General features: G+C 70.5%; 15 protein-coding genes. All 15 read right to left on the bottom strand.

Features of this window, described 5'->3' with window-relative positions; genetic code table 11:
• Positions 1–6: 6 nt before the first annotated feature.
• Positions 7–1,128, bottom strand: a complete 1,122-nt coding sequence (locus tag ACYVJ3_RS00515; protein WP_460850517.1) for an FAD-dependent oxidoreductase — start codon at positions 1,126–1,128, stop codon at positions 7–9.
• A 10-nt stretch (positions 1,129–1,138) separates the two neighbouring features.
• Positions 1,139–2,026, bottom strand: a complete 888-nt coding sequence (locus ACYVJ3_RS00520) for a DUF1295 domain-containing protein (protein ID WP_460850518.1) — start codon at positions 2,024–2,026, stop codon at positions 1,139–1,141.
• A gap of 25 nt (positions 2,027–2,051) precedes the next feature.
• Positions 2,052–3,053 carry a hypothetical protein gene (locus ACYVJ3_RS00525; RefSeq protein ID WP_460850519.1) on the bottom strand — a complete coding sequence of 334 codons (1,002 nt, stop codon included), beginning with the start codon at positions 3,051–3,053 and terminating at the stop codon, positions 2,052–2,054.
• A 151-nt stretch (positions 3,054–3,204) separates the two neighbouring features.
• On the bottom strand, positions 3,205–4,776 hold the full coding sequence (gene guaA / locus ACYVJ3_RS00530; protein ID WP_460850520.1) for a glutamine-hydrolyzing GMP synthase: 1,572 nt from the start codon (positions 4,774–4,776) through the stop codon (positions 3,205–3,207).
• Positions 4,777–4,883: 107 nt separating this feature from the next.
• The gene (locus ACYVJ3_RS00535; protein WP_460850521.1) at positions 4,884–5,858 is read right to left on the bottom strand and encodes a hypothetical protein; all 975 of its coding nucleotides are present in this window, start codon (positions 5,856–5,858) and stop codon (positions 4,884–4,886) included.
• Between the two features lie 395 nt (positions 5,859–6,253).
• Positions 6,254–7,993 carry a GMC oxidoreductase gene (locus ACYVJ3_RS00540; RefSeq protein ID WP_460850522.1) on the bottom strand — a complete coding sequence of 580 codons (1,740 nt, stop codon included), beginning with the start codon at positions 7,991–7,993 and terminating at the stop codon, positions 6,254–6,256.
• Entirely contained in the window at positions 7,990–9,606 is a 1,617-nt protein-coding gene (locus tag ACYVJ3_RS00545) for a succinic semialdehyde dehydrogenase (RefSeq protein WP_460850523.1), read from the bottom strand. The genes ACYVJ3_RS00540 and ACYVJ3_RS00545 overlap by 4 nt, the downstream gene beginning before the upstream one ends.
• 116 nt (positions 9,607–9,722) lie before the next feature.
• Positions 9,723–10,829, bottom strand: a complete 1,107-nt coding sequence (locus tag ACYVJ3_RS00550; protein WP_460850524.1) for a GuaB3 family IMP dehydrogenase-related protein — start codon at positions 10,827–10,829, stop codon at positions 9,723–9,725.
• A gap of 9 nt (positions 10,830–10,838) precedes the next feature.
• A complete protein-coding gene (locus ACYVJ3_RS00555; RefSeq protein ID WP_460850525.1) occupies positions 10,839–11,198 on the bottom strand; it encodes an RNA-binding S4 domain-containing protein in 360 nt (119 codons plus the stop codon).
• Between the two features lie 36 nt (positions 11,199–11,234).
• Positions 11,235–11,636, bottom strand: a complete 402-nt coding sequence (locus ACYVJ3_RS00560) for a hypothetical protein (protein ID WP_460850526.1) — start codon at positions 11,634–11,636, stop codon at positions 11,235–11,237.
• Positions 11,637–11,712: 76 nt separating this feature from the next.
• Entirely contained in the window at positions 11,713–13,215 is a 1,503-nt protein-coding gene (gene guaB / locus ACYVJ3_RS00565) for an IMP dehydrogenase (protein WP_460850527.1), read from the bottom strand.
• A 16-nt stretch (positions 13,216–13,231) separates the two neighbouring features.
• Positions 13,232–13,759, bottom strand: coding sequence for a DUF3592 domain-containing protein (locus ACYVJ3_RS00570; RefSeq protein WP_460850528.1), 528 nt, complete (start codon positions 13,757–13,759; stop codon positions 13,232–13,234).
• A gap of 53 nt (positions 13,760–13,812) precedes the next feature.
• Positions 13,813–14,139, bottom strand: coding sequence for a hypothetical protein (locus tag ACYVJ3_RS00575; RefSeq protein WP_460850529.1), 327 nt, complete (start codon positions 14,137–14,139; stop codon positions 13,813–13,815).
• 41 nt (positions 14,140–14,180) lie between these two features.
• Positions 14,181–15,047, bottom strand: a complete 867-nt coding sequence (locus ACYVJ3_RS00580) for a GNAT family N-acetyltransferase (RefSeq protein ID WP_460850530.1) — start codon at positions 15,045–15,047, stop codon at positions 14,181–14,183.
• Between the two features lie 117 nt (positions 15,048–15,164).
• The gene (gene groL / locus ACYVJ3_RS00585) at positions 15,165–16,784 is read right to left on the bottom strand and encodes a chaperonin GroEL (RefSeq protein ID WP_460850531.1); all 1,620 of its coding nucleotides are present in this window, start codon (positions 16,782–16,784) and stop codon (positions 15,165–15,167) included.
• Positions 16,785–16,850: the final 66 nt, after the last annotated feature.

Raw genomic sequence — 16,850 nt, forward strand, 5'->3', positions numbered from 1 at the left:
GTTCGGCTACTCGACCGTCCTGTTGCGGCGCACGCCGCCGTAGATGCCGCGCCGCACGATCCACGGCTGCAGCACCGATGGCACCGTCCAGGCGGGGAAGCGGAACGGGGTCCCGGTCGGCGCGAAGACCCTCAGCCCGTCGGGCTCCACCCCCAGCACGGACCCCCACCGGTGACGGGCGGGGACGAAGCCGCGCAACGGCCGGCCGTCGAGGTGCGCGCGGACGTTGCGCGCCAGGAGCCGGTCGGCCCGGGCGCGGGCGGAGGAGCGCAACGGGTCGGTGGCCGCCACGTCCCCGATCGCGAAGACCTCGTCGTGGCCGGGCACCTGCAGGGTCTCGCAGACGCGGACGAAGCCGTCGTCGTCGAGGACCTCGCCGGGCAGCCAGTCGCTGTTGGGACGGACCCGGCCGACGGCCCACAGCACGGCGTCGGCCTCCGTCGCGGGCTGCCCCGTCACCCACTGCACCGGGCCTGTTCCGATGTCCTCCGCGGCACCGGGCGGGAGGACCGCGCGATGGCCGGGAAGGAGCTCGACCCCGGCACTCTCGAGTCGGCGCCGCACGTGCGACCAGACGCGAGGGTGGTGCTGCCCGAGCGCGCGGTCGGCGGGGAACGCCAGCCGCACCGGTACGCCGGGCCAGCGCAGCGCGAGCTGCAGCGCACTCCCGACCGCGGCGGCTCCCCCACCCACCACGAGGACGGACCGCGCACCGGCCAGCCGGAGGTGGGCCGCGCGGAGGTCCGCCGACACCTGCGCGGCGGGTCGCAGCTCCGGCGTACGCCAGAATCCGTTGCGTACGCCGGTGGCGACCACCAGCACGTCGTACGCCTCGGACCACGTGGCACCGGCGAGGTCGCGGACCTCGACCCGCCGCGAGGCGAGGTCGAGACCGATCAGCTCGGCGTGCACGGTCCGCACCGCGTCGAGCCCGCGGAACTGCTCGAAGGCGATCCGGTAGTCGCGCGCCCAGTCGTCGGGCCGCGCGAGCCGGGTGCCGAGCTCCTGGCCGCTGACCAGACCGGGCTGGCTGGAGATGCCGACGACCTCGAGATCACGGTGACGCGCGAGGTGCAGCGCCGTCAGCAGCCCGCTGTCACCGAGCCCGGCGACCACCACCCGTGCCATCGCGTGGGCCTCAGGACGTCCGGCGCGGCGGGCGCGGGACGAGCCGCGGCACGCGGTCGATGACGTCCTGGTACGCCGGCCGCCGCTGCAGGCTGCGCTCCTCCATCATCGGGATGCTGGCGCCCTGGAACATCGCGGTCATGGCGCCGGCCCCGGCGATCAGCCACCACCAGTCGCCCGGCGCACCGGCGATCCCGAAGAGCGCGAGCGCGAACCAGAAGCTGATCTCGCCGAAGTAGTTCGGGTGCCGCGACCACGCCCAGAGCCCGTGATCCATCGCCTGCCCGGGCTGGCGGACGCGGATGAAGCGACGCATCTGCGCGTCGGCGACGTACTGCAGCACCGGCGCCCCGATGCCGATCACGAACGCCACCACGTCCAGCCATCCGAGGCCGTGGCCGGGCCGGGCGACGACGGCGTACGCCGGCATCAGCGCCAAGAACACGATCAGGGTCGGGAAGACGTGGATGCCCATCAGGTCCACGACGGCCTCGAACCGGCCCGACCGGTCGCGCAGCATCGGGTAGCGCCAGTCCTCGTGGTGCAGGCCGGGCCAGTCCTGGACCCAGTTGGCGGTGAGCCGGATCGCCCAGACGAGCACCACGACGATCACCAGCACCGCGCGGGTGTTGTCCATCTCGAGCCCGCGGTGGTCGGCCGCGAGGCACCAGTAGAGGACGAGGTACGGCGGCAGCACGCTCCAGTACGGGTCGTAGCAGCTGGAGTTGTGCAGGAGCCTGCTGGCAACGAACACGACCAGCGTCGCGAGCAGGTCGGCGATCAGGCCGTCCAGCCACAGCCAACGCGTGTCCGGCCCCCAGGCCAGCCACGCCGTCGCGGCGCCGAGCGCGACGACGTACACGATCCCGACCCGGGCCAGCGAAGCACCTTTGCTCACGCCGGCGACGCTACCGGAACAGGTTCTAGTTCTTCCCGAGAACGGCCTGGGCAGCGGGCGAGGCGTAGAACGCGGCGAGGCGTGGGCGAACGAGGTCCTCGAGCAGGCCGGCGCGGGCCAGGCCGGCGACCACCGGCGGCACGAACCGCTCGACCTCCTCGACCAGGTCGCCGGGCGTGAGCCCGAACTCGGCCAGGAGATCGGCGAGGGGGAAGTCGGCGTACGTCTCGAAGAAGTAGTCGACGCCGGATTCCACCAGCGCGGTGATGTACGGCGAGGTGCGCAGGTCGAGCCACACGTCGTACAGCGCGCTGCAGAGGTCGACCAGCTGCTCGTCGGAGATGGCCTGAGCCAGCGTCGCGACCGGCTGGGTCGACATCGCGTCCCACACGTCGAGGACGGCATGACGCAGCTCGTCGTCGGAGACGCCTGGCATGGCCCGGTCACCGAGGTAGCCGAGCAGCACCCCGGCGCCCTGCTCTGCAAGCTCACGGCTGCGTCGGTCGAGACCCTCGACCACGCCGCCGGCCGCCTTCTCCCCCAGCCCGATGCCGGTGCTCAGGCCGGGCAGCTTGCGCGCGATCTTCAGGCCCTGGCGCACGCCGCCCGTCGCGACGCCGTGCACGAGCCCGCCGACGCCGGCCTGCAGGCCGGGGCTTGCGACGATGCCGCGCAGCAGCTGGTCGCGCAGGGTGCGCAGCTCGGACAGGACGGTGACGAGCTCTTCGACCTGGCGACGGTCGACCAGCTCGCCTAGCGGCGTCTGGTTGGCGGGGTTGGCCCGCACCCGTCGCGCGATCTCGCCGGCGACGTCCGGGATGGCACCGGGCAGGTGGTGGTGCGCGACGTACTTGCCCGCGACGCCCTTGACCATGTCTCGGTCGACCACGTCGCCGAGGCGTACGCCGCCCAGCAGGCCCAGCAGCCGGTGGACCTCACCCGCGACGAGCTCGGCCGGCCGCTCACGCAGCGCGGCGACCTCGTACGCGACGTGTGCCTCGAGGAGCCGGTCGGCCAGTTCAGTCATGACATCAGTCTCTCTATGAGCGTCGCGAGACGCGTGCGATGGCAAGGCGCGGCCGCGAAGGCGACCTCAAAAGCGAAGCGGTCGTCGAGCGGCAAAAGCGAAGCGGTCGTCGAGCGGCCGCAACGCAGCCAGCGTGCGCGTATCGCGGCGCTCACTCCCATTCGATGGTGCCAGGGGGCTTTGAGGTGACGTCCAGGGTGACGCGGTTGATCTCCTTGACCTCGTTGGTGATCCGGGTCGAGATCTTCTCCAGCACGTCGAAGGGCAGGCGGGCCCAGTCGGCGGTCATCGCGTCCTCGGAGGTGACGGGACGCAGCACGACGGAGTGGCCGTAGGTACGGCCGTCACCCTGTACGCCGACGCTGCGGACGTCGGCGAGCAGCACGACAGGCATCTGCCAGATGTCGCGATCGAGGCCGGCCTTCGTCATCTCCTCGCGGGCGATGGCGTCGGCCTCGCGGAGGATGTCGAGGCGCTCGCGGGTGACCTCGCCGATGATCCGGATGCCCAGACCGGGGCCCGGGAACGGCTGACGGTGGACGATGACGTCCGGCAGGCCCAGCTGGGCGCCGACCGCGCGGACCTCGTCCTTGAAGAGCTCACGCAGCGGCTCGACCAGCTCGAACTCGAGGTCCTCGGGCAGGCCGCCGACGTTGTGGTGGGACTTGATCGTCGCCGCGCCGGCGCCGTGGCCGGACTCGACGACGTCGGGGTAGAGCGTGCCCTGGACCAGGAACCCGACCTTGGACCCGGCCGGCGCGTCCTTGATGACCTCGAGCTCGGCGCCCTCGAAGGAGCGGATGAACTCGCGGCCGATGATCTTGCGCTTGGCCTCAGGCTCGGAGACACCGGCGAGGGCGTCGAGGAACTGCTTCTCGGCGTCGACGACGACCAGCTTGGCGCCCGTCGCGGCCACGAAGTCACGCTCGATCTGCTCGGTCTCGTCCTTGCGCATCAGCCCGTGGTCGACGTACACACAGGTGAGGCGGTCACCGATCGCCTTCTGCACGATCGCGGCGGCGACGGCGGAGTCGACGCCGCCGGACAGGCCACAGATCGCGCGACCGGTCTCGCCGATCTGCGCCTTGACCCGGGCGACCTGCTCGTCGGCGATGTTGCCGATGGTCCAGGTCTGCTGGCAGCCCGCGATGTTCCAGAGGAAGTGCTCGAGCACCTGCTGGCCGTGCTCGGAGTGCAGCACCTCGGGGTGCCACTGGACGCCGGCGAAGCCGCGCTCGACGTGCTCGAAGGCCGCGACCGGGGTGACCTCGGTGGAGGCCAGCACCGTGAAGCCGTCGGGTGCCGCGACGACCTGGTCGCCGTGCGACATCCAGACGTTGTGGGCGGCCGGCATGTCGGCGAGCAGCGTGCCCGGCTCGACCACGCTGACCGGCGTACGGCCGTACTCGCGCAGGCCGGTCGCGGCGACCTCGCCACCCAGCGCCTGGGCCATGGTCTGGAATCCGTAGCACATCCCGAAGACCGGGACCTCGCCCGTGAAGAGGTCGCCGTTGAGCGACGGCGCACCCTCCTCGTAGACGCTGCTCGGGCCGCCCGAGAGGACGATCGCCTTGGGGTTCTTCGCCAGCATCTCCGCCACCGGCATCGAGTGCGGGACGATCTCGGAGTAGACCTTGGCCTCGCGCACGCGTCGCGCGATCAGCTGGGCGTACTGCGCCCCGAAGTCGACGACGAGGACCAGGTCGTGCTCAGCGGCGCTCATGCGCGAATCCTATCGGCGGCGTGCCGCGCGGCCGATTCGACCGTCGTACCTGATCTTCTGGCCCCGAAATCGCCGAAATCAGGGCCAAATGATCAGGTACGACGCACTCAGGGTCGCCGCCACGACAGCCACCGCGCACGCTCGGCGTCCGCCAACCCCCGTCGCGCCGAAACGGTCGAGGTGTCGACCCACCACTCGGGCTGCTCGATCGTCCACAGGCGCGGCGCATCGCCCCGGACCGCCGACCGCGCGTACGCCGACCGCAGGCGTCGGTGGAACGGGCCCGAGGCATGGCGATCGTGCTTCATCATCGTCACCATCTCGATCCCCACGGACCTCGCGAGCTCCTCCTTCGCCAGGTCACGGGCCCGCGGCTCGTCCGCATCATGCACGCCACCGTTGTACTCACCGGCGACGCCGGCCACCGGGTCGAACAGGTCGGGCGTGAAGAGGTGCGTGCCCCGCGGGTCGAAGATCGGCACGTTGCACAGTGGCCGCGGATGCCGGCCCTCCAGCTCCCACACGATCCGCATGTCCGGTTCCATCGGCGACCAAGCATTCTCGTCGGCCATGCCCACCGCTGCCCGCAGGAGCCGGATCCCTGGTCGGGCCGGGAGGCGGACGATGTACGCGGTGAGGGCCGCCAGATCGATCAGGTCGTCGTACGCCGCCATGTCGATGATCCGAACCGCCTCCGGCAACGAGCGAGCCCGCCTGGCCTCGTAGCTGACCGACCGCTCCGGGACGGTGATCGGCAGACCGTCGATCACGACGATGTCGTCCGCGAACAGCCAGTCCTCGGAGAGGACCGCCCCCTGGCGCGGAGCGAGCTTGCGGACGTCTCCGATCGCCAGTGGAACCGGCAGCAGGCACCCCCGCGCATCGACGCCCGGGAACCAGCGTGCACCAAGCCAGTGCAGGGCCGCCCAACCGGTGACAGCGGCGCACGGCGCGGCGTACGCGGATTCGACGATCCGCTGCGCGGCCGCCGTCGAATCCACCTCGGCAGGCACGAACAGGTTCGCTCCGCAGCGACGCCATGCCCGGCCGCGGGCCTGCTTGCGCGTTGGCGAACCAGGCACGGGCGCCTCCGCCCGGACAGGCAGCACCAGCCCGCTCCGCGTCACCCGAGGTCTATCCACCGGGCGAGCATGCGCCGCTGGGCGGATTCGTGCTCTGACAATCCACAGGCCCTCGTCGTACCTGATCCTTTGGCCCCGAAATCGCCGAAATCAGGGCCAAAAGATCAGGTACGACGCGCTCGGGGCCCCGAACGGCCCACCCCCGAAAATGCGCCAAGGCCCGACCGGGGAGGGAGGGTGGTCGGGCCTTGGTTGTCCATGCGACTGATGGACAGTTGCCTGGACCTGACCCGGGGTTCGGGAGGGAGCGTGAATCCCCGGGCTCGATGCTTCAACGAGATCTGTTTCGGCAGGTTACGCCGGTCACATCGAATGTCCAGACAGAAGCAATTGGATCAGGAGACCCCCACGATCGGCAAGCGAAGTGCGGCTGGTGCGGTGGGTGGGACCACCGGGGCGTTCGGGGCGACCGGATCGATCTTCTCGTACGCCGAACCGACGGCCGGGCGCGTGTCCGGCTCGCCCTTGTTGGGCCAGTACGCCATCGCCCGCTCGGCCTGCGCGGTGATCGTCAGTGACGGGTTCACGCCCAGGTTGGCCGAGATCGTCGAGCCGTCGACGACGTGCAGGCCGTCGTAGCCGTAGAGCCGCTGGAACGGGTCGACCACACCGGTGTCGGCGCTGTCCCCGATGGCGCAGCCGCCGATGAAGTGGGCCGTCATCGGAACGTTGAACGGCTCACCGACGGTGCCGCCGGCGTACCCGGGGCCTGTGTCGGTCGACATGTGCTTGGCCATCAGCCGCGCGCCCTCGTTGGCGACCGGGATCCAGGTCGGGTTCGGCTCGCCGTGGCCCTGCTTGGAGGACAGCCGGTAGCCGAACGGGGTCTTCTTGGGGAAGACCGTGATGGAGTTGTCCTTGGCCTGCATGACGAGCAGCACGATCATCCGCTCGGACCAGTGCTTGACGTCGTAGAGCTTGAACAGGTTGCCGGCCTTGAGCTGGGCGCCCATCTCCTTGATCCACCGGCGCTTGCGCTGCGGGCCACCGTCGGTCAGCACCGTCTGCAGGAACGACATCGCGTTCGAGCCGTGGCCGTAGCGGACCGGCTCGAAGTGGGTGTGCTCGTCGGGGTGGATCGAGGAGGTGATCGCCACGCCCTCGGAGTAGTCGGTCTCCAGGTCGGGGGCGATCGCGCCGAGGATCGCCTCGGAGTTGGTGCGCGTCAGCATGCCGAGGCGGTCGGAGATCTTCGGCAGGTCGCCGTCGGCCTTGAGCTGGTGCAGCAGCTTCTGGGTGCCGATCGCGGCCGCGCTGAAGATGACTTGCTCGGCGGTGAACGTCTTGACGGCGGTACGCCGGGACAGCTTGGCCTTGGTCCAACGGGTCTGGATCTCGTAGCCGCCGCCCTCGAGCGGGGTCACCTTCGTGACCGTGGTCAGCGGGTGCACCTCGGCGCCGTTCTGCTCGGCGAGGTAGAGGTAGTTCTTGACCAGGGTGTTCTTGGCGTTGTGGCGGCAGCCGACCATGCACTCGCCGCACTGGGTGCAGGTGTTGCGGGTCGGGCCCACGCCGCCGAAGTACGGGTCGTCGACCGACGAGCCAGGGGTCTCCCCGCCCTGCCCGAAGAAGACGCCGACCGGCGCCGCGTGGAAGGTGTCCTCGACGCCCAGGTCGGAGGCGACCTTCTTCATGACCCGGTCGGCCGGGGTCTCGTTCGGGTTGACGACCACACCGAGCATCCGCTTGGCCTGGTCGTAGTAGGGGGCCAGCTCCGACTTCCAATCGGTGATGTGCGCCCAGGAGGGGTCCTTGTAGAACGGGTCGAGCGGCTCGTAGAGCGTGTTCGCGTAGACCAGCGAACCGCCGCCGACACCGGCGCCCGCCAGGATGATGGCGTCCTTGACCATGTCGATGCGCTGGATGCCGTAGCAACCGGCCGCCGGCTGGAACAGGAACTTCTTCAGGTCCCAGGAGGTGTCCGCGAAGTCCTCGTCGCGGAAGCGCGCGCCGGCCTCGAGGACACCGACCTTGTAGCCCTTCTCGGTCAGGCGCAGTGCCGACACCGAGCCGCCGAAGCCGGACCCGATGACGAGGACGTCGTAGTCGAAGGCGCTGTGATTTCCCATGCTCATGCCCGTCCCAGCTTCTTGAGTGCCTTGAGGCTCAGGTTCATCACCTTCGCGTGGGTCTCGGCGGACATGCCGAAGTTCTGGCCGAGCTTGAGGACCCGCTGCGTGGCGACGGTCTGGGACTCGGTGTAGCGGTGGATGCCCTCGGCGCCCTGCCGACGGCCCATCCCGGACTCGCGCATGCCGCCCATCGGGGCGTCGATGCTGCCGAACGAGGCGGCGAAGCCCTCGTTGATGTTGACCGTGCCGCACTTGATCTGCCGGGCGAGGGCACGCCCGCGCTTGCCGTCCTGGGTGTAGATCGAGGCGTTCAGGCCGTACTCGCCGTCGTTGGCACGCGCGATCGCGTCGGCCTCGTCGTGGAAGCGGTAGACGGAGATGACCGGACCGAAGGTCTCGTGGCCGAAGCAGGTCATCTCGGGCGTGACGCCCTCGAGGATGGTCGGCTCGAAGAAGTACGGCGCGAGGTCGGGCCGGGCGTTGCCGCCGGCCAGCACCCGCGCGCCCTTGGCGACGGCGTCGTCGACGTGGGCGACCGCGGTGGTCAGCTGGTCCTCGGAGATGAGCGGACCCATGTCGATCTCCCAGTCGAGGCCGGCACCGAGGCTCATCGCCTTGGTGCGTGCCACGAACCGCTCGACGAAGCGGTCGTAGACCTGGTCGGCGACGAACATCCGCTCGGTGGAGACGCAGAGCTGACCGGCGTTGGAGAACGCGGCGCGTACGGCGCCCTCGGCGGCCTTCTCGATGTCCGCGTCGCGCAGCACCAGGATCGGGTTCTTGCCGCCGAGCTCCAGCGAGCAGCCGATGAGGCGCTCGGCGCACTGCTTGGCGATGAGCTTGCCGGTCGCGGTGGAGCCGGTGAAGCAGATGTAGTCGGAGCGCTCGATGATCGGCGTGCCGAGCTGGCGGCCCGGGCCGGCCACGACGACCCACAGGTCGCGCGGGATGCCGGCCTGCTCGATCAGCTCCGCACCCAGCAGCGCGGTGAGCATGGTCTGGGCGTCGGGCTTGGTGACGACCGCGTTGCCGGCCATCAGCGCCGGGAGGCCGTCGGAGATGGCCATCGTGAGCGGGTAGTTCCACGGCGAGATGATGCCGACGACGCCCTTGGCGACCCGGTTGTGGTCGACGCGGGTCAGCCCCGGGATCACGCCGGTCGCGCGCCGGGTGGCGAGGTGCTTGTGGGAGATCCTGCCGTAGTAGCGAGCCGTCAGCGCGACGTGCAGGATCTCGTCGTACGCGTGCTTGCGGGCCTTGCCGGACTCCAGCGTGATCAGGTCGAGGATCTCTGAGCTGCGCTCGAGGACGATGTCGTGCAGGCGCAGCATGGCGGCCTCGCGCTCGGCGATCGAGGTCTGCGCCCAGGCGGCCTGCGCGATGCGCGCGCGGCGGAACGCCTCGTCGACGTCCTCCTCGCTCGACTGCGGGATGTTCGCCAGCGGCGCGCCGTCCAGCGGCGAGGTCAGCGGCAGCGTGCGACCGGTCGTGGAGAGGATCCGGTCGGTGAGCCGCTTGACGTGCGACGGCTCGAGGACGTACGCCGCGCGCGGGTCGTGCTCCGGGTCGTGCGGACCGTCGACGAGTGGCTCGGGCGTGGGGTTCGACGCGCTCATGCCGCGAGGGTACTCCCCGTTACCGGTCAGTAGAACGGGTACCGGCCGCGAACTGCGACACAGTGTCTCGACAGATCGCGATCGAGTGTCAACCGCGCGTCAGCCGGCTGAGCGCCTCAGGCCCCGACGACCTCGACCCGCTGGAACTCCTTGAGCTCGGTGTAGCCGGTGGTCGCCATCGAGCGCTTGAGGGCACCGATCAGGTTCATCGTGCCGTCGGCGACGTGCGAGGGACCGAACAGGATCTCCTGGAGGGTTCCGACCTGGTCGAACCGGACACGCTCACCGCGCGGCAGGTCGGCGTGGTGCGCCTCGGCGCCCCAGTGGAAGCCGTGGCCGGGCGCGTCGGTGGCACGCGCGAACGGCGAGCCGACCATGACAGCGTCGGCGCCGCAGGCGATCGCCTTGGCCAGATCGCCGGAGGTGCCGATCGAGCCGTCCGCGATGACGTGGACGTAGCGACCGCCGGACTCGTCGAGGTAGTCGCGACGCGCAGCGGCGACGTCGGCGACGGCGGAGGCCATCGGGACCGAGATGCCCAGGACGGTGCGGGTGGTGTGCGCCGCTCCCCCACCGAACCCGACCAGCACGCCGGCGGCGCCGGTGCGCATGAGGTGCAGGGCCGCCTGGTGGGTGGCGCAGCCGCCCACGATCACGGGCACGTCGAGCTCGTAGATGAACTCCTTGAGGTTGAGCGGCTCGGCCTGGCCCGAGACGTGCTCGGCGGAGACGGTGGTGCCGCGGATGACGAACATGTCGACACCGGCGTCCACGACGGTCTTGGCGAACTCCTTGGTCCGCTGGGGGCTGAGCGAGCCGGCGACGGTCACGCCCGCGTCACGGATCTGCTTGACCCGCTCGGTGATGAGCTCGGCCTTGACCGGCTCGGCGTAGATCTCCTGCAGGCGCCGGGTGGCGTCGATGCCGGAGAGCTGGGCCACCTCCGCGAGCAGCGGCTTGGGGTCGGCGTACCGCGTCCAGAGGCCCTCGAGGTCCAGGACGCCCAGCCCGCCGTGCTGGCCGAAGGCGATCGCGGTCTCCGGCGACATCACGGAGTCCATCGGCGCGGCCAGGATCGGCAGCTCGAAGCGGTAGGCGTCGATCTGCCAGGCGGTCGAGACCTCCTCGGGGTCACGCGTGCGCCGGGAGGGCACGATCGCGATGTCGTCGAAGGAGTAGGCACGGCGGGCCCGCTTGGCACGGCCGATCTCGATCTCGCTCACCGGAGCAGGTTATCGGTCGCGGAGTTGATCGAGGAGTCGGCGATCGCGCTTGGTCGGCCGACCGGTGCCCCGCTCGCGCTGGAAGACCGGCGCGACCCGCTCCGCCTTGGGCGGCAGCGCCGGTGTCTTGTCGAGATAGGCCAGCACGGCGACGGGCGCGCCCACCCGCTTCACCAGCAGCTGGCGCACCTCGACGATGTGCTCACGATCGGTGAACACCCGGACCTCGTCGCCGATCTTGACCGGCTGCGCCGGCTTGGCTCGTACGCCGTTGATCCGGATGTGCCCGGCCTTGGCGCCGGCGGTCGCCTGGGAGCGGCTCTTGTAGAGCCGTACCGCCCAGCACCACGCGTCGACCCGTACCGACATCTCGCCCCTCCTCAGGCAGGGACGATACGCCGGAGGTCAGCCCGCGCGACGGTGCTTGCGCGCTTCCTGGTCGGAGGTCTGCTCGACGGGGTCCTCGGCGTCCGGGTCCAGGCGGTCGGCCTCCCGCATGCGCTCGGCGTAGTCGCCGCGCTCCTTCTCGAGCTTCTCGCGCTGCGAGCGCGCCATGGCCTCTCGGCGGTCGGCCTCGGCACGCGCCTCCTGCGACTCGGCCTCGAGCCGGCGGGCCTCGGCCTCGCGGCGCTCGAGGCGCGGCTCGTCACGGCGTGCGTCGGTGCGGATCGCCTCGGCGTGCTTGCGGTCCAGGTCGCGCTTCTTGCTCCTGGCCACCGCGGCGAGGGCGGCGAGCACCAGCAGGGCGGCGATCACGTAGACCGCGATCCAGCCCGGGTCGTTCCAATGGTCGAACCAGTTGTTCATCGTCGGCTCCTTTCACCGACGACGGCGGTACCCCCGCTCGCGCCGCAGCATGCGGCGACCGAGCAGAGCGGTCGACTCAGGCGCCGTGGTAGTTCGGCGCCTCGACGGTCATCTCGACACCGTGCGGGTGGCTCTCCTTGAGCGAGGCGGAGGTGATCCGGACGAACCGGCCCTTCTCCTTGAGCTCGGGGATGTTGCGCGCGCCGATGTAGAACATCGACTGGTTGAGGCCGCCGAGCAGCTGGTGGGCGACGGAGGCGACCGGACCGGTGAACGCGACGCGACCCTCGATGCCCTCGGGCACGATCTTGTCGTCGGTGGCCTCGGCCTGGAAGTAGCGATCCTTGGAGTAGGACTTCTTGCCCCGGCTCGACATGGCACCCAGCGAGCCCATGCCGCGGTAGGACTTGTACTGCTTGCCCTGGTGGAAGACGACCTCGCCCGGCGACTCCTCGCAGCCGGCGAGCATCGAGCCGACCATCACGGCGTCGGCGCCGGCGACGAGCGCCTTGGCGATCTCGCCGGAGTGCTTCATGCCGCCGTCGGCGATGACCGGTACGCCGGCCGGGCCGGCGGCCAGGGAGGCCTCGTAGACAGCGGTGATCTGGGGTACGCCGACACCGGTGACCACGCGGGTCGTGCAGATCGAGCCCGGGCCGACGCCCACCTTGATGGCGTCCGCACCGGCGTCGATGAACGCCTGCGCGCCCTCACGGGTCGCGACGTTGCCGCCGATGACCTGCACGTGCTTGGTGGCCGGGTCGGTCTTGAGCCGCTCGACCATGTCGAGCAGCATCCGCACGTTGCCGTGCGCGGTGTCGGCGACGAGCACGTCGACACCTGCCTCGATCAGCATCGTCGCGCGGTCCCAGGCGTCGCCGAAGTAGCCGATGGCGGCGCCGACCATGAGCCGGCCGTCGCCGTCCTTGGAGGCGTTGGGGAACTGCTCGGACTTCACGAAGTCCTTGACCGTGATCAGCCCGGCCAGGCGGCCGTCGGGGTCGACCAACGGCAGGCGCTCGCGCTTGTGCTGGCGCAGCAGCAGGGTGGCGGCGTCGCGGTCGATGCCGGCGGGGCCGGTGATCAGCGGCATCGGCGTCATCACCTCGTCGACCTTGGTGGTCGCCCACTCCGCGACGGGCGTGAACCGGAGGTCGCGGTTGGTGATGATGCCGATCAGCCGGTTGTCCAGGTCGACGACCGGGAGACCGGAGACGCGGTACTCGCCGCAGATCTTGTCCAGGTCCTCGAGCGTCGCGTCGGGACCGATGGTGACGGGGTTGGAGATGATCCCGGTCTGGGTCCGCTTGACCAGGTCGACCTGGTAGGCCTGCTCGTCGGCCGACAGGTTGCGGTGCAGGATGCCGATGCCGCCCTGGCGGGCCATCGCGATCGCCATCCGCGACTCGGTCACCGTGTCCATCGCGGCGCTCACGAGCGGCGCCTTGATCGAGATCTCGCGGGTCAGCCGCGTGGTGGTGTCGATCTCGTCCGGCGCGAGGTCCGAATGACCCGGCAGCAGCAGGACGTCGTCGTAGGTGAGACCGAGCGGGGCGAACTTCGCGGGAACCTCATCCATGCAGGAATTCTACGGCTCAGGCCTGCGGCGGAGCGAACCGGCTCGGTGTGACGTCGGCGGCCGGGGCGAGCCGCTTGCGCCGGCGCCGCGCCCACACGACGAGGAGCACGGTGCCGACGAAGCTGAACACGAGGCCGAGGCCACCGAGGATCACCGACGCCAGGTAGTTCCTGAAGAAGCCGCCGACGATCCGGGCGTCGGACGGATCGGACGCCCGGTAGGCGACCTTCACGGTGTCACCGACCTGCGGCCCGCCCGAGGTGGACGTCGAGTCCTCGAAGGTCAGCGTGCGGCCATCGACGACGTACCTGACGACGGGCCTGTTGCTCGTGCTGCAGCCGTTGTTGTCGCAGGACCGGCTGGAGTCGAGCGAGATCACGACGCCGTTCGTGCGCGCGGCGTCGGCGAGGAAGGAGCGCGTGTGCAGCCCGAGGACCAGTGCCACCACGAGCATCACCGACCCCAGCGCGGCGAACACCGACGAGACGGAGAACCAAGCGCGCGGAGTCCGATCGGGATCGAGGCTCATGCTGAGTGCGGGCACGGGCCGACGTTATCCGTACGCCGCCCCAGGCCGACTCCCTGCCACGAGAGACGTCAGTAGACGGGTTGCGGTCCCCGGGTCGCCCAGATCGCCACCAGCAGCGCGAGGAGTGGCACGAGCAGCACCAGCACGCCGAGCCAGCGCACCCGCCCGCGCGTGGCGACATACCCGGCCGGGAGCGTCAGGACGCCCAGCACCGCGCACACGTAGGCACCTGCGAGGGGTCGACCGAGGGTGTCGTGCCCGACGCCGTTCGGCAGCGCATAGGTGACGTGGCCGTCGCTCCAGCAGACGAGCGCGAGCGCGAACGCGATCAGGGCGCTGACGAGGACGACGAGGGCCTCGACGACCGCCGGCAGCCGCCGCGTAGTGGGTTCCACGGGCACCTCCTACCCCGCCGGCCGCCGGCGGAACCCCGGGGTCAGCCGATGCCGGCGGCGACCCTGAGCTCGGCGAGCGAGATGCGCAGGGTCAGGACGCCGTCGGCGACCCGGATGCGCCCACGCATGCCGGCCGAGAGCACCATCGGCAACGCCGCCTTGGAGTCCGCCGGCGCGATGAGCAGGAGCTCCTCGGCATCGGCGGACCGTGCGGCTCGGGCGATCTCCTTGAGCAGCCGCGCCCCGATCCCGCGGCGCTGCCAGGCGGGATCGACCCAGATGTCGACCGGCCAGGGACCCTCCGCCACCTCGTACGACGCCCGGCCCGCCACCAGCCCGCCGGCGAGCGCGGAGACGGTGGCACCTTCGGCGACGTACTCGAGCGCGGAGCCGAACGTGCGCCGCGACCGGGAGGTGATGCGCGAGTCGAGCACCCTCCCGAGGAGGTCGGCGAGCGCGGCCGCGCGGGCCCGCTCCACCGGCGTGAACGGCACGGTGCGGCGTACCTGCACCGTCGCGACCTCGCCCACCGCCATCTCCAGGACGTCGGCGTCGCCCTCGATCCCCACGGCGGCGTCGAAGAGCTCGGCGGCGATCTCGGGGAACCGGGCCGGCTCCTCGAGGATCTCCTGCGCCGCGCGCACGTAACGGGTCGGCTGGTCGTCAGCTGCCGCCGGCGAGCAGGGCGCCGCCGAGACCAGCCGGCCGTCGGCGTCCGTCACCAGTGCATCGATCGTCGCGAGCCCCGCCCCCGTCGGAAGGTCCACGACCAGCTCGTCGGTGACGGAGCCGCCCTCGGGGAAGATGTGGACGGTCAGGATGTTCGCCTCGGCCCGCCCGCAGGCGGCCGCCAGGGCCGCCAGGGCCCCGGGCCGGTCGGACAGCTTCGCGCGCACTCGCCACAACATGTCCCGATCCTGCGCCCGCCGTGTGTCGGTCGCATTGCGCGTAGGTACCGCTCCCGTTAGAAAACGCGCCGGCCCGCCACGCGGTGCGTGGCGGGCCGGTGTCGTCGTACGTCGGGATCAGTGACCGTGGCCGTGACCGTGACCGGCCGCCTCGGGCTCCTCGTCGACGGGCTTCTCGACGATCAACGTCTCGGTCGTCAGCAGCATCGCCGCGATCGAGGTGGCGTTGACCAGGGCGGAGCGGGTGACCTTGACCGGGTCGAGGACGCCCTGGGCGACCAGGTCGCCGTACTCGCCGGTGGCCGCGTTGTAGCCGACGCCCGGACCGGCCTCGCGCACCTTGGAGGTGATGACGTAGCCGTTCTCGCCACCGTTCTCGGCGATCCAACGCAGCGGCTCATCGGCCGACTTGCGCACGATGCGCACGCCGGCGGCCTCGTCGCCCTCGAGACCGAGGTCGTCGGCGAGGACCGAGACGGCGTGGATCAGGGCCGAGCCACCGCCGGGGACGATGCCCTCGTCGATCGCGGCACGCGTCGCGGACACGGCGTCCTCGATGCGGTGCTTCTTCTCCTTGAGCTCGACCTCGGTGGCGGCGCCGACCTTGATCACGCAGACGCCTCCGGCCAGCTTGGCCAGGCGCTCCTGCAGCTTCTCGGTGTCCCAGTCGGAGTCGGACTTCTCGATCTCCTGCTTGATCTGGTTGACCCGCGCGTCCACGGCGGCGGCGTCACCGGCACCGTCGACGATGGTCGTCGAGTCCTTGGTGACCACGATGCGACGCGCCTGGCCGAGGGACTCCAGACCGACCTGGTCGAGCTTGAGGCCGACCTCGGGGCTGATGACCTGGCCGCCGGTGAGGATCGCGATGTCCTGCAGGATCGCCTTGCGGCGGTCGCCGAAGCCGGGCTGCTTGGCCGCGACCGCGTTGAAGGTGCCGCGGATCTTGTTGACCACCAGCGTGGAGAGCGCCTCGCCCTCGACGTCCTCGGCGAGGATGAAGAGCGGCTTGCCGGTCTGCATGACCTTCTCGAGGATCGGCAGCAGGTCCGCGATCGCGGAGATCTTGCCCTGGTTGATGAGGATGTAGGCGTCGTCGATGACCGCCTCCATGCGCTCGGGGTCGGTCACGAAGTACGCCGAGAGGTAGCCCTTCTCGAACTGCATGCCCTCGGTGAACTCCAGCTCGGTGCCCATGGTGTTGGACTCCTCGACGGTGATGACACCGTCCTTGCCGACCTTGTCGAAGGCGTCGGCGAGCAGCTCGCCGATGTGCTTGTCACGCGACGAGATCGTGGCGACGTTGGCCATGTCCTCGCGGGTCTCGACGTCGCGGGCCGCGGCGACGAGCGCCTCGGAGACCGCAGCCGTGGCCTTGTCCATGCCGCGCTTGATCCCCATCGGGTTGGCGCCGGCAGCGACCGCGCGCAGACCCTCGTGGACCATCGCCTGCGCCAGCACGGTGGCGGTCGTCGTACCGTCTCCGGCGACGTCGTTGGTCTTGGTCGCGACCTCCTTGCACAGCTGCGCGCCGAGGTTCTCGAACGGGTCGTCCAGCTCGATGTCACGAGCGACGGTCACGCCGTCGTTGGTGATCGTGGGGGCGCCCCACTTCTTGTCGAGGACGACGTAGCGGCCCTTGGGGCCGAGCGTCACCTTGACCGCGTTCGCGAGCGCGTCGACACCGCGCTCGAGCGAACGGCGGGCGTTCTCGTCGAACTCCAGGATCTTGGGCATGTGTGCTCCTTAAAAGACAAAGGGCCTGACGTGCCTGGCGCCCGGCTGGCAAGCCGGGGGCGCGAA

It is taken from the genome of Nocardioides montaniterrae (assembly GCF_054782655.1).